The organism is Actinomycetospora lemnae, from assembly GCF_028737315.1.
GTDB lineage: Bacteria > Actinomycetota > Actinomycetes > Mycobacteriales > Pseudonocardiaceae > Actinomycetospora > Actinomycetospora lemnae.
On the sequence record NZ_JAQZAO010000004.1, the window covers coordinates 409042 to 422014 of the forward strand.

Genomic DNA, 12973 nt, shown 5'->3' on the forward strand with positions numbered 1-12973 from the left:
GGGGGTCGAAGAGACGTGTCGCCTCTGCTGGCCGCCGCCCCGCTCCCCGAGGTGCTCCCCGCCGAGGGAGTCGCGGGCGCGGCCTGGCTGCTCGTCGCGCTGCCCGCGCTCGGCGCGCTGGTGCTGTTCGTCGGCGGGCGCCGCACCGACCGCTGGGGGCACCTCCTCGGCGTCGCGACCGTCGTCGCGTCCTTCGTCGTCGCCGCCGTGCTGTTCGCGGGCTCGCTCGCGCTGCCGGCCGAGGAGCGGGTGCGTGACCTCGGGCTCTACGAGTGGATCGCCGTCGGCTCGCTGAACGTCGAGTTCGGCCTGCGCATCGACCCGCTGTCGCTGACGTTCGCGCTGCTCATCACCGGTGTCGGGTCGCTGATCCACATCTACTCCGTGGGCTACATGTCCCACGACCCGAACCGGCGCACGTTCTTCGCGCAGCTCAACCTGTTCGTGGCGTCGATGCTGGTGCTCGTCCTCGGCAACGGGTTCGTGACGCTCTACCTCGGTTGGGAGGGCGTCGGTCTCGCGTCCTACCTGCTCATCGGCTTCTACACGGGACGCCGGTCGGCGGGCAGCGCGGCCAAGAAGGCGTTCCTCATGAACCGGGTCGGTGACGTCGGGCTCGCGCTCGCGATCTTCCTGCTGTTCGTCGAGCTGGGGACCACGCAGTACGCCGAGGTGTTCGCGCGGGCCGGGGAGATCTCGCCCGGCGCGCTGACCGCGATCACGCTGCTTCTGCTCCTCGGCGCGTGCGGCAAGTCCGGCCAGTTCCCGCTGCAGTCGTGGCTGCCCGACGCCATGGAGGGCCCGACCCCGGTGTCGGCGCTCATCCACGCGGCCACGATGGTCACCGCGGGCGTCTACCTCATCGCCCGGTCGAACCCGCTCTACGACCTCGCGCCCACCGGGCAGCTCGTCGTGACGATCATCGGCGCGATCACGCTGGTCATCGGGGCGATCATCGGCTGCGCCTACGACGACATCAAGAAGGTGCTGGCCTACTCCACGGTGAGCCAGATCGGCTACATGATGCTCGCCGTCGGGCTCGGGCCGGTCGGCTACGCCGCGGCGATCGCGCACCTGCTGACCCACGGCTTCTTCAAGGCGGGCCTGTTCCTCGGGGCGGGCTCGGTGATGCACGGGATGGCCGACGAGACCGACATGCGTCGCTTCGGCGGACTGTGGCGGCACATGCCGGTGACGTTCTGGACGTTCACCGCGGGCTACCTGGCCCTGATCGGCTTCCCGTTCCTCTCGGGCTTCTACTCGAAGGACCTGATCATCGAGGCCTCGCTGACCGCGGGCCCGGTCGCCGGGTGGGTCTTCGCGGTCGCGACCCTCGGCGCCGCCGGGCTGACGGCGTTCTACATGACGCGCCTGATGCTCATGACCTTCTTCGGCCCGGAGCGCTGGCGCGACCTGCACCCGCGCCGCATCGACCCGGCCGACCTCGAGGACCCGCCGGAGCACTACCACCCGCACGAGTCGACGTCCTCCATGACGGTGCCGATGATCCTGCTGGCCATCGGGTCGGTCGGGGCGGGCGCGTTCCTCGTCGGCGGCGAGCGTCTCGGGCACTACCTCGAGGCGTCGCTCGGCGCGCCCGTCGAGCCGTACGACGTCCCGGCGGTCTTCTACGTCGGCCTCGTGCCCTACCTCGCCACCGCGCTGATGCTCGTCGGTGCCGGCACCGCCTACCTGCTCGTCGGGCGCCGCGAGGTGCCGGTCGAGCGGCCCCAGCGGGTCAGCCTGCCGGTGCGCGCCGCGCGTGCCGACCTGTTCGCCAACGCGATCAACGAGGGCCTCATCGCCCGCCCGGGCATCTGGCTCTCCCGCGCGCTGGTCTACCTCGACAACCGCGGCGTCGACGGTGTCGTCAACGGCACCGCCGCCATGCTCGGCGGTACGTCGGGCCGGCTGCGGCGCACGCAGACCGGCTTCGTCCGCACCTACGCCCTGACCATCCTCGGAGGTTCCGTCGTGCTCGTCGCGGCCCTCCTCACCGTCGGCGGTCTCGGCGGATGAGCGCGCTGCTGCTGGCCCTGCTGCTGGTCCCGCTGATCGGTGCCGCCGTCTGCGGCGCCATGGCGACCCGCGAGGACCTCGACCGCGCCGGCCGGATCGTCGGCCTGGCGTCCGCCGCGGTCTCGCTCGTGCTCGTGGTCGTCGTCTGGTCGCAGTTCGCGACCGGCCCGGGCACGCCGCGCTTCCAGTTCGCGCTGTCGGTGGACTGGATCCCGGCGTTCGGGACGCGCTTCGCCCTCGGCCTCGACGGCATCGCGCTGACGATGATCGCGCTGCTCGCGGTGCTCGTGCCGGTGGTGCTGGCGTTCGCGTGGGCGGACAAGCTGCCCCCGGGGCGCACCGGGTCCGGGTTCACCGCCCTGATCCTCGCCACGCAGGGCGTGCTCGTCGGCGTCTTCGCCGCGACCGACGTGTTCCTGTTCTACGTGCTGTTCGAGGCGATGCTCATCCCGATGTACTTCGTCATCGGGCGCTTCGGCGGGCCGCGCCGGCAGTACGCGGCGGTGAAGTTCTTCCTGTACTCGTTCCTCGGCGGGCTGATCATGCTCGCCTCGGTCATCGGGCTCTTCGTCGCCAGCGACACCCGACTCGGCGAGGGCACCTTCGACTGGACCGCGCTGCAGGGGATGGCCGCGCAGCTGCCGCTGTCGACCCAGATCTGGCTCTTCCTCGGGTTCTTCGCCGCCTTCGCGATCAAGGCCCCGCTCGTGCCGTTCCACACCTGGCTGCCCGACGCCGGTGCCGAGGCCCCGATCGCGGGCGGCGTCATCCTGCTCGGCCTGCTGGACAAGGTCGGCACGTTCGGCTTCCTGCGCTACACGCTGCCGCTGTTCCCGGCGGCGTCGCAGGAGCTCGCGCCGCTGGTGCTGACGCTCGCGGTGATCGGGGTGCTCTACGGCTCGCTGCTCGCTGCCGCGCAGACCGACCTCAAGCGCTTCGTCGCCTACACCTCGATCGCGCACTTCGGCTTCATCGCGCTCGGCATCTTCGCGTTCTCGTCGCAGTCGCTCGCCGGGTCGGCGCTCTACATGGTCAACCACGGCATCTCGACGGCGATGCTCTTCCTCGTCGTCGGGCTGCTCATCCGCCGCGGCGGCACGTCCGCGATGACCGAGTACGGCGGCGTCGGGCGTGTCGCGCCGCTGCTGGCCGGCATGTTCCTCGTCGCCGGCCTCTCGACGATCGCGCTGCCGGGCACCAACTCGTTCATCAGCGAGTTCCTCGTGCTGCTGGGCGCGTTCCCGCGCGAGCCGGTGTTCAGCGTCATCGCCACCGTCGGCATCGTCTTCGCCGCGCTCTACATGCTGTGGGTCATCCAGCGCACGATGACCGGGCCGCTGCGCGGTGCGGCCGTCGTCGGTGACGGCCCGGGCGCGGCGTCGGCGGCGACGTTCGGCGGTGACACCGGCAGTGGCGCCGGCACTGGCACCGGCAGCGACGCCGACGAGTCGTGGATGCGCCGCACCACCGCCCGCTTCGGCGACCTGACCCGCGGCGAGGTCGCGGTGCTCGCCCCGCTGGTCGCCCTCATCCTCGTGCTCGGGTTCTTCCCGGGCCCGGTCCTCGAGGTCCTCGACCCGACGGTGTCGGCGACCCTGAGCGAGGTCGGCGTGCCCGACCCCGTGACCCCGAACGGAGTGCCGCGATGACGGGTCCCCTGGCGCCCGCGTTCCCGACGGTCGACTACGGGGCGCTGGCCCCCGTCCTCATCGTGCTCGGCGCCGCGTGCCTCGCGGTGCTGCTCGAGGCGCTGCTGCCGCTGCGGGTGCGCGGGCGGGTGCAGCTCGGGCTGACGCTCGTCGCCGTCGTCGGTGCCCTGCTCGCGGTGATCGTGCGGGCGACGTCGGGCGCGCCGGCGGTGTCGACGCTGTCCGGCGCGATCGCCGTCGACGGGCCGGCGCTGTTCCTGTGGGGCACGCTGCTCGCCCTCGCGGTGCCGAGCGTGCTGCTGCTCGCCGACAAGTCGGTCGAGCCCGGCGGCGCGTTCCTCGCCGACCCGGTCGCCCTCGGCGAGGCCGAGGCGGACCAGCAGGCCCGCGAGAAGGCCGGCGTGGGCGCGCGCAGCGCCTCGTCGGGATCCTCGGGCCGGGCCGGCGGCTCGTCGGGTGCGTCGGGTGCGCGCCTGACCGGTCGCGGCGGCCGGCCCGTCGAGGGCCACACCGAGATCTACGCGCTCGTGCTGTTCGCGCTCGGCGGGATGCTCGTCTTCTGCGCGTCCGACGACCTGCTGACGATGTTCATCGCGCTCGAGGTGCTCAGCCTCCCGCTGTACCTGCTCTGCGGCCTCGCCCGACGCCGGCGGCTGATGAGCCAGGAGTCGGCGGTCAAGTACTTCCTGCTCGGCGCGTTCTCGTCGGCGTTCTTCCTCTACGGGCTCGCGCTGCTCTACGGCTACGCGGACTCGGTGAAGCTCTCGGACATCTCGCTCGCCGCGGCGGGCTCGCTGCGCCCGGACTCGCTGCTCTTCGGCGGGCTCGCGCTGCTGGTGGTCGGGCTGATGTTCAAGGCCTCGGTGGGCCCGTTCCACACCTGGACCCCGGACGTCTACCAGGGCGCGCCGACCTCGGTCACCGCCTTCATGGCCGCCTGCACCAAGGTCGCCGCGTTCGGCGCGATCCTGCGGGTGTTCACCGTCGCGTTCGGCTCCACGGTGTGGGAGTGGCGCGGGGTGCTGTGGGTCGTCGCCATCGTGTCGATGCTGATCGGCGCGGTGCTCGGACTCACGCAGACCGACGTCAAGCGCATGATCGCCTACTCGTCGGTGGCGCACGCCGGCTTCCTGCTGCTCGGCGCGATGGCCATCACGCCGGCGGGGCTGTCGGCGACGCTGTTCTACCTGCTGGCCTACGGCTTCACGACGGTCGCGCTGTTCGGGCTCGTGTCGCTGGTGCGCGGCCCCGACGGTGAGGCGACGCACCTCTCGGCGTGGGCGGGGCTCGGGAAGCGCTCGCCGGTGGTCGCCGCGGCGGTGACGTTCCTCATGCTGGCGCTCGCCGGGATCCCCCTGACCAGCGGCTTCACGGCCAAGTTCGCGGTGTTCTCCGCGGCGCTGGCCGACGGCATGACGCCGCTGGTCATCGTGGCCCTGGTGGTCAGCGCGGTGGCGGCGTTCTTCTACCTGCGCGTGGTCGTGCTCATGTACTTCTCGGAGCCCGCCGCGGACGGTCCGACCGTCAGCGTGCCTGGCCCGTTCACGACGGTGGCGATCACACTGGGGGTCGTGGTGACCCTGCTGCTCGGTGTCGTGCCGACCGCCGTCCTCGGATGGGCCGACGGCCTGTCCTTCCTGGGCTGAGGCCCGTGTCCGGACCCAACCCCGCCCTGACCCAGGTCGCCGGCCTGCCGATCGCGGACCCCGACCTCGCCGTCGCGGTCAGCGACGGCCTCGACCGCGTCGAGGAGCTGCTGCACCGCGAGGTGCACAGCGACTACCGGTTCGTCACCGAGACATCGCTGCACCTCATCGACGCCGGCGGCAAGCGCTTCCGCCCCCTGCTGACCCTGCTGGCCGCGCAGCTCGCGGGCGGCACGTCGGAGGACGTGGTGGTGGCGGCGACGTCGGTGGAGCTCGTGCACCTGGCGACGCTCTACCACGACGACGTCATGGACGAGGCCGTCATGCGCCGCGGCGCGGACAGCGCCAACGCGCGCTGGGACAACTCGGTCGCGATCCTCACCGGTGACTACCTGTTCGCCCACGCCTCGCGGCTCGTCTCGCAGCTCGGGCCGGAGGCGGTGCGGATCATCGCGGAGACGTTCGCCGAGCTCGTCACGGGTCAGATGCGCGAGACGCGCGGGCCCCGGGACGGCGAGGACGCCGTCGAGCACTACCTGGCCGTCGTGGCCGAGAAGACGGGCTCGCTCATCGCGACGTCGGGGCGCTTCGGGGCGATGTTCGCGGGCGCGCCCGACGAGCACGTGACGGCGATGCGGCGCTTCGGCGAGATCATCGGGACCGTCTTCCAGGTCTCCGACGACATCATCGACATCGCCTCGCCGTCCGGGGCCTCGGGCAAGACCCCGGGGACCGACCTGCGCGAGGGCGTGCCGACGCTGCCGGTGCTCTACGCGCTCGCCGGTGACGGTCCCGAGGTGGCACGGCTGCGCGAGCTGGGCGTGGGCAGCCGCGAGCTCGCCGACGACGAGGTGGGCGAGGCGCTGGAGCTGCTGCGCGGCTCGCGGGGCCTCGACGAGGCCCGCCGGGCCCTGGACGCGCGCGCCGACGCCGCCCGCGCCGAGCTCGCGACCCTGCCCGACGGCCCCGCCCGCCGGGCCCTCGCCGCCCTGCTCGACTACACGGTCGCGCGCATCGGCTGACGCCTCTGTGAGCGGACTGTGGTGCTAGAGCGCCAAAGTCCGCTCACGAGCGTGGACGCGCAGGGCGTCGGCGGTGAACACGACGAGCGCGGCCCAGACCAGCGAGACGCCGATCCAGCGCGACACCGGCATCGGCTCGCCCGCGACGAGCACGCCCCACAGGAACTGCAGCGTCGGGTTGACGTACTGCAGCACGCCGAGCGTCGCCAGCGTCAGCCGCTTCGCGCCGGCGGCGAAGAGCAGCAGCGGCAGCGCGGTGACCGGCCCGGCCGCCATCAGCAGCAGCGCGTGCCCGACGCCGTGACCGGTGAAGGTGCCGGCGCCGGTGGCCTGCAGCCACACGATGAACACGATCGCGAGCGGGCCGAGCAGGAAGCCCTCGGCGGTCAGCCCGGGCACCGGGTCCAGCGGGACCCGCTTCTTGACCAGCCCGTAGACCCCGAAGCTCATCGCGAGCACCAGCGTGATCCAGGGCAGCCGGCCCGTGCCGACCGTCAGCACGACGACCGCGACGACGGCCAGCCCGATCGCCACCCACTGCGCCGGCCGCAGCCGCTCGCGCAGCACCAGCACGGCGAGCAGCACCGAGACCAGCGGCGTCGCGTAGTACCCCAGAGCGGCGTCGACGACGTGCCCGTTGGTCGTCGCCCAGATGTAGACGCCCCAGTTGACGGCGATGAGCACCGAGCCGGCGAGGACCAGCAGCCACGTCCGCCCCGCGAGCCCCCGGAGGTCCGCCCAGCGCCGGGCGACGGTGATGACGCCGAGCATCCCGATGAGCGTCCACGCGACGCGGTGGGCGACGGACTCCACCGCGTCCGCGGGCGCGAGCAGCGGCCAGAACGCCGGCGAGAGCCCCCAGAGGGAGTACGCCGCGAGCGCCGCGGCGTACCCCCGCCCCGCACCCGACACCGGCGCCCCGACTTCGGGCGCGGTGCCGGGCGCGGCGCTACTGCTCGTTCTCGGGCTCCGGCAGGACCGCCCAGGTGTCCTTGCCGGACAGCAGCGCCTGCAGGTCGTCCCCCCGCTGCTGCGCCTGCTCCGTGGCCGCGGTGACCTGGGCGCGGGCGCCGTCGTCGTAGGTCGGGCGGTCGACCTTGCGGAAGATGCCGGTGACCGTGTGGGTCAGGTCCTGGTCCGACAGCCGCGAGAGCGCGAAGGACTGGGTCGGGTCCTCCTCGCCGGCGCGGTGGACGACGACCGCGTCCTGCCCGACGTCGGCCACCTCGGCCACCTCGAGCCCGCCCGACGCCGAGCGCACCACGCCGTACTCGTTGTCGTTCCCGAACGTGATCGGCTCGCCGTCGACGAGCTTGATCAGCCGCTCGGCCACGTCGTCGCCCTTGCGCAGGACGTCGAACGAGCCGTCGTTGAAGATCGGGCAGTCCTGGAAGATCTCCACCAGCGACGCGCCGCGGTGCGCGGCGGCCTGGCGCAGGACCTCGGTGAGGCCCTTCCGGTCGGAGTCCAGCGCGCGCCCGACGAACGTCGCCTCGGCACCGAGCGCCAGCGACACGGGGTTGAACGGGGCGTCGATCGAGCCCATCGGCGTCGACTTGGTGACCTTGCCGGTCTCCGACGTCGGCGAGTACTGGCCCTTGGTCAGCCCGTAGATCCTGTTGTTGAAGAGCAGGATCGTGATGTTCATGTTGCGGCGCAGCGCGTGGATCAGGTGGTTGCCCCCGATCGACAGCGCGTCGCCGTCACCCGTGACGACCCACACCGACAGGTCGGGGCGCGTCACCGCGAGGCCGGTGGCGATCGTCGGCGCGCGCCCGTGGATCGAGTGCATGCCGTAGGTGTCGAGGTAGTACGGGAAGCGCGACGAGCAGCCGATGCCCGACACGAACACGATGTTCTCGCGCTTGAGGCCGAGCTCCGGGAGGAACGAGCGCACCGACGCGAGCACGGCGTAGTCGCCGCAGCCCGGGCACCAGCGCACCTCCTGGTCGGAGGTGTAGTCCTTGGCCTTCTGCGGCTCGTCGGTGGTCGGGACGAGGTCGAGCCCGCCCCCGAAGGACGGCTGACCCAGCTCCACGGCGGTCATGCGGGCAGATCCCCCTTCACGGCGTCGGTGAGGACGCCGGCGAGCTCCTCGGCCTGGAACGGCAGGCCGGCGACCTTGGTGTAGGAGTGCGCGTCGACGAGGAACTTCGCCCGCAGCAGCATCGCCAGCTGGCCGAGGTTCATCTCCGGCACGATCACCCGCCGGTACGAGCGCAGCACGTCACCGACGTTGCGCGGCAGCGGGTTGAGGTGGCGCAGGTGCGCCTGGGCGACCGACATCCCGGCGGCCCGCACGCGACGGCAGGCGGCTCCGATCGGCCCGAACGACGAGCCCCAGCCGATGACGAGCACCTCGGCGTCGCCGGTCGGGTCGTCGACGGTGAGGTCGGGGACCTCGATGCCGTCGATCTTCGCCTGGCGCAGCCGGACCATGCGGTCGTGGTTGTCCGGGTCGTAGGAGATGGTCCCGCGCCCGTCGGCCTTCTCGAGGCCGCCGATGCGGTGCTCCAGCCCCGCGGTGCCCGGGATGGCCCAGGGCCGCGCGAGCGTGTCGGCGTCGCGCAGGTAGGGCCAGAACTCCCCGGAGCCGTCGGGCGCGTTGGCCTCGGTGGCGAAGGGGACCGAGAGGTCGGGCAGCGTCTCGACGTCGGGGATGCGCCAGGGCTCGGAGCCGTTGGCGATCGCGCCGTCGGAGAGCAGGAACACCGGGGTGCGGTAGGTCAGCGCCATCCGCACGGCGTCCAGGGCGGCGTCGAAGCAGTCCGCGGGCGACTGCGGGGCAATGATCGGCACCGGCGCCTCGCCGTTGCGCCCGTACATGGCCTGCAGCAGGTCGGCCTGCTCGGTCTTGGTGGGCAGACCGGTCGACGGCCCGCCGCGCTGCACGTCGAGGATCAGCAGCGGTAGCTCGAGGGCCACCGCGAGGCCGATCGTCTCCGACTTCAGCGCGACGCCCGGGCCCGACGTCGACGTGACGCCCAGCGCGCCGCCGAACGACGCGCCCAGCGCGGCGCCGATGCCCGCGATCTCGTCCTCGGCCTGGAACGTGGTGACGCCCATGCCCTTGTGCTTGGAGAGCTCGTGCAGGACGTCCGACGCCGGCGTGATCGGGTACGTGCCGAGGAAGACCGGCAGCTTCGCCTGCTGCCCCGCGGCGACGACGCCGTAGGCGAGCGCGAGGTTGCCGGTGATCTGGCGGTAGGTGCCCTCGGCGAGACGCGCCGGGGCGACCTCGTAGGTGACCGCGAAGCTCTCCGTCGTCTCGCCGTAGTTCCAGCCCGCCCGGAAGGCGAGGATGTTGGCCTCGGCGAGGTCGGGCTTCTTCGCGAACTTCTCGCGCAGGAACTGCTCGGTGCCCTCGGTGCCGCGGTGGTACATCCACGACAGGAGACCGAGCGCGAACATGTTCTTCGCGCGCTCGGCGTCCTTCTTGCTCATCCCCGTCGGCTCGAGCGCGCCGCGCGTCAGCGTCGCCATGGCGACCTGGTGCGTCGTGTACGGCTCCAGCGAGTCGTCCTCGAGCGGGTTCGACTCGTAGCCCACCTTCGCGAGGTTCCGCTTGGTGAACTCGTCGGTGTTGACGATGAGGATCCCGCCGTGCGGCAGGTCCTCCAGGTTGGCCTTGAGCGCCGCCGGGTTCATCGCCACCAGCACGTCGGGGCGGTCGCCCGGCGTGAGGATGTCGTAGTCCGCGAAGTGGAGCTGGAAGCTCGACACCCCGGGCAGCGTCCCGGCAGGGGCGCGGATCTCGGCGGGGAAGTTCGGCAGCGTCGCCAGGTCGTTGCCGAACGCCGCGGCCTCCGAGGTGAACCGGTCGCCGGTCAGCTGCATGCCGTCACCCGAGTCACCCGCGAAACGGATGACGACGCGGTGGGTCTGGCGCACCTCCCGACCGGCCGGCCCGACGGCGGCGTCAGTGCTCATCGAGCTCTTCCCGTCCCTTCACGTGCGGTCGGTCCTCTGTATCGGAGAAGACCACCCAGGCTAACCTCACCGCGGAGCCGATCTCCGGCGGCTGGGCGCGGGGTCACACGCTGGACCGAGCAAGCTGCCGGCGGAGTCCGTGCGCAGGGCCGTTCCTGCGCCGTCCGGTGGAGCGCTACGTCTTCCCGGTGGCCGCACGCACGCGCGCGAGCCCCTCGCGGAACCCCTCCGAGCGCAGCGACTCCAGCTGCGGGCCCACCTCGACGGCGACGGCGTCACGGTGCCGGTCGAGCCGCCCGGTGGCGCGCAGGCTCGCCTTCGTGGCGACGACGAGCTCGCGCGGCGCCGCCCCGGCCACCGCGGCCATGCGCAGCGCCTCGGCCACGGCGGGGGAGCGTCCGTCGGCCCGCTCACCGGTCGCCACCCGCAGCACCAGCCCGACCTCCGCGGCGCGCGCCGCGTCGAGGCCCTCGCCCCCGAGCAGCATCGCGGTCGTCACCTGCGGGCCCATGAGCCGCTGCGCCATCCACGTCATGCCGCCGCCGGGGTGCACCCCGAGGCGCAGGAAGCCCGGTTCGAAGCGGGCGGTCTCGCCGGCGATGCGAACGTCGGCGGCGAGCGCGAGGTTGAGCCCCGCGCCGACCGCCGGCCCGTCGACGGCGGCGAACGTCGGCAGCGGGCACTCCGCGAGCGCCAGGAACCCGGCGTAGATGTGCTCGAGCGCGTCCGGGCCCGCCTCGCCGGCCGCCGCCAGCTCGTCGAGGTCGCCGCCGGCGCAGAAGGCGGGCTTGGGGTCGTCGTCGCCGGTGACGACGACGGCGTGCACCGCGTCGTCGGCGGCGACCTCGCCCAGCACGGCGACCAGGCGCTCCGAGAGCGCCGCGGTCATCGCGTTGCGCCGCTTCGGGTCGGAGACGGTGAGCAGGGCGACGTGGTCGGTGTGCTCCACGCGGACATCGGGGTCGGCCATGGCGGTCAGCATGCCGGGGCGTGACGCGGCTCGCGGCCGGAGGAGTCGTTGGCATGGGTAACGTGCGGCGCGTGCCGATCTCGATCGAGCCGCCGGCGGACGCCGAGGCGCCGCAGCGCAACCCCAAGGCGCCCGCCCCGGGCGAGCGCACCACGTCGCACTACGAGGGCTGCCGTGGCTGCGGCGACGTGCCCGGCAGCCTGCGGGTCCGCTCGTGGGTCGGCGACGACGGGGTCTCCGTCGTCAGCCGGTTCGACGTCCTGGAGGAGCACCAGGGCGCGCCCGGCCTCCTGCACGGCGGGATGCTGATGACCGCGTTCGACGACGCGCTCGGGACGGCGTACACGCAGGTCACCCGCTCGGCGGTGACGGCACGTCTCGAGACCGACTTCCGCCGGCCGGTGCCCGTCGGCACCACGGTGTGGCTGCGCTCGCGCGTCGACGCCCGGGTGGGACGCAAGATCTACGTCTCCGGCGAGGCGCGCCTCGGCGCCCTCGACGGGGAGGTCGTCGGCACCGCCCGGGCGCTCTTCCTCAAGGTCGGCGTCGAGCACTTCCTGCGCCACGGCCGTCCCGAGGACCTCGAGGCGCTCGGCGCCTCCCGCGAGGTGATCGAGGCGGCGCGCGCGGCGCCCTGAGGCGCGGGAACGGGCGGGCGCGCACCGGCGTTGACCGGACGGGAGATCCGTCCGAGGGGAGGTACCGGTGCGCAACGGGCTGAAGACGGCCGCGCTGCTCGGGCTGATGAGCGCGATCGTGCTGGTCATCGGCTCGCTGTTCGGGCGCACGGGGCTGCTGGTCGCGCTCGTCGTGGCCCTCGGCGTCAACGGTTACTCGTACTTCTTCTCCGACCGGATCGCGCTGCGCGCGATGCACGCCCGCCCGGTCAGCGAGGCCGAGCAGCCGGCGATGTACCGGATCGTGCGCGAGCTCGCGACCGACGCGCACCAGCCGATGCCGCGCCTCTACATCAGCCCCACCGAGGCGCCGAACGCGTTCGCGACCGGCCGCAACCCGCGCCACGCCGCCGTCTGCGCGACGACGGGCATCCTCACGCTCCTCGACGAGCGCGAGCTGCGCGGGGTGCTCGGCCACGAGCTCTCGCACGTCTACAACCGCGACATCCTCATCTCGTCGGTGGCGGGCGCGCTGTCGAGCGTCGTGTCGTACCTGGTCCTGGCCGCGCAGCTCTTCGGCGGCAACCGGAACCTCCTCGCGACCATCGCGGTCGCGGTCATCGGGCCGTTCGCGGCCGCGATCATCCAGATGTCGATCAGCCGGTCGCGCGAGTACCAGGCCGACGCCAGCGGCGCGACGCTCACGCACGACCCGCTGGCCCTGGCCTCGGCGCTGCGCAAGCTGCAGTACGGCACGGCCGTCGCCCCCCTGCCGCCCGACCCGCAGCTGGTCAGCCAGTCGCACCTCATGATCGCCAACCCGTTCCGGGCCGGCGAGGGCCTGTCGCGGATGTTCTCGACGCACCCGCCGCTGGACGACCGGATCGCCCGTCTCGAGGCGATGGCGCGGGGTTGACGCCCCGAGGGCGAGGCGAGACGGACACGCCCGGCGTCACAGTGCTGACCGCGCGGCTGCCGCAGCGCCTGGCGGGCGACGACACGTCGAGCCCCGGGGCGAGCGAGCCGAGCTGCGACGACGCCGAGGAGTGGTGAGGAACCCCGACGGGGACCGGGGACCGACCCCGAGGTGCGGGGCCGCGGCGGCCACCACCGTGGACGG

General features: G+C 72.9%; 10 protein-coding genes. 6 read left to right on the forward strand and 4 right to left on the reverse strand.

Features of this window, described 5'->3' with window-relative positions:
- The first annotated feature begins 24 nt into the window (after nt 1-24).
- From nuoL to PGB27_RS11530, 4 genes are read left to right on the forward strand one after another with little or no spacing between them, the layout of a single operon-like run.
- Nucleotides 25-2019, forward strand: coding sequence for an NADH-quinone oxidoreductase subunit L (gene nuoL, locus PGB27_RS11515; RefSeq protein WP_274200620.1), 1995 nt, complete (start codon nt 25-27; stop codon nt 2017-2019).
- Nucleotides 2016-3668, forward strand: coding sequence for an NADH-quinone oxidoreductase subunit M (locus PGB27_RS11520; RefSeq protein ID WP_274200499.1), 1653 nt, complete (start codon nt 2016-2018; stop codon nt 3666-3668). The genes nuoL and PGB27_RS11520 overlap by 4 nt, the downstream gene beginning before the upstream one ends.
- Nucleotides 3665-5314, forward strand: a complete 1650-nt coding sequence (nuoN, locus tag PGB27_RS11525; RefSeq protein WP_274200500.1) for an NADH-quinone oxidoreductase subunit NuoN — start codon at nt 3665-3667, stop codon at nt 5312-5314. Before PGB27_RS11520 ends, nuoN begins: the two co-directional genes overlap by 4 nt.
- Nucleotides 5284-6336: a polyprenyl synthetase family protein gene (locus tag PGB27_RS11530; protein WP_408630045.1), complete on the forward strand. Its 1053-nt coding sequence runs from the start codon at nt 5284-5286 to the stop codon at nt 6334-6336. The genes nuoN and PGB27_RS11530 overlap by 31 nt, the downstream gene beginning before the upstream one ends.
- A 24-nt stretch (nt 6337-6360) precedes the next feature.
- Here PGB27_RS11530 and rarD read toward each other — a convergent pair whose 3' ends face one another.
- The 4 genes from rarD to PGB27_RS11550 all read right to left on the reverse strand — a co-directional run bounded on the left by rarD (nt 6361) and on the right by PGB27_RS11550 (nt 11236).
- Nucleotides 6361-7248 (reverse strand): EamA family transporter RarD, encoded by an 888-nt coding sequence (gene rarD / locus PGB27_RS11535; protein WP_274200502.1) that lies wholly within the window; start codon nt 7246-7248, stop codon nt 6361-6363.
- Between the two features lie 37 nt (nt 7249-7285).
- Nucleotides 7286-8383, reverse strand: a complete 1098-nt coding sequence (locus PGB27_RS11540; RefSeq protein WP_274200503.1) for a 2-oxoacid:ferredoxin oxidoreductase subunit beta — start codon at nt 8381-8383, stop codon at nt 7286-7288.
- Complete coding sequence (locus tag PGB27_RS11545; RefSeq protein WP_274200504.1) at nt 8380-10266, reverse strand: 2-oxoacid:acceptor oxidoreductase subunit alpha; 1887 nt, start codon at nt 10264-10266, stop codon at nt 8380-8382. The genes PGB27_RS11540 and PGB27_RS11545 overlap by 4 nt, the downstream gene beginning before the upstream one ends.
- A 175-nt stretch (nt 10267-10441) precedes the next feature.
- The gene (locus tag PGB27_RS11550) at nt 10442-11236 is read right to left on the reverse strand and encodes an enoyl-CoA hydratase-related protein (protein WP_274200505.1); all 795 of its coding nucleotides are present in this window, start codon (nt 11234-11236) and stop codon (nt 10442-10444) included.
- Nucleotides 11237-11289: 53 nt separating this feature from the next.
- Between PGB27_RS11550 and PGB27_RS11555 the strand changes: the two genes are divergently transcribed.
- Complete coding sequence (locus tag PGB27_RS11555) at nt 11290-11874, forward strand: PaaI family thioesterase (protein ID WP_274200506.1); 585 nt, start codon at nt 11290-11292, stop codon at nt 11872-11874.
- A gap of 67 nt (nt 11875-11941) precedes the next feature.
- Nucleotides 11942-12769 carry a zinc metalloprotease HtpX gene (gene htpX, locus PGB27_RS11560; protein ID WP_274200507.1) on the forward strand — a complete coding sequence of 276 codons (828 nt, stop codon included), beginning with the start codon at nt 11942-11944 and terminating at the stop codon, nt 12767-12769.
- Nucleotides 12770-12973: the final 204 nt, after the last annotated feature.

Bases quoted from the DNA above. Each gene is read 5' to 3' on its own strand.
- PGB27_RS11520 (WP_274200499.1), top strand. From the start codon at position 2,016: ATGAGCGCGCTGCTGCTGGCCCTGCTGCTGGTCCCGCTGATCGGTGCC.
- nuoN (WP_274200500.1), top strand. From the start codon at position 3,665: ATGACGGGTCCCCTGGCGCCCGCGTTCCCGACGGTCGACTACGGGGCG.
- PGB27_RS11530 (WP_408630045.1), top strand. From the start codon at position 5,284: ATGGGCCGACGGCCTGTCCTTCCTGGGCTGAGGCCCGTGTCCGGACCC.
- PGB27_RS11540 (WP_274200503.1), bottom strand. From the start codon at position 8,383: ATGACCGCCGTGGAGCTGGGTCAGCCGTCCTTCGGGGGCGGGCTCGAC.
- PGB27_RS11545 (WP_274200504.1), bottom strand. From the start codon at position 10,266: ATGAGCACTGACGCCGCCGTCGGGCCGGCCGGTCGGGAGGTGCGCCAG.
- PGB27_RS11550 (WP_274200505.1), bottom strand. From the start codon at position 11,236: ATGGCCGACCCCGATGTCCGCGTGGAGCACACCGACCACGTCGCCCTG.
- PGB27_RS11555 (WP_274200506.1), top strand. From the start codon at position 11,290: ATGGGTAACGTGCGGCGCGTGCCGATCTCGATCGAGCCGCCGGCGGAC.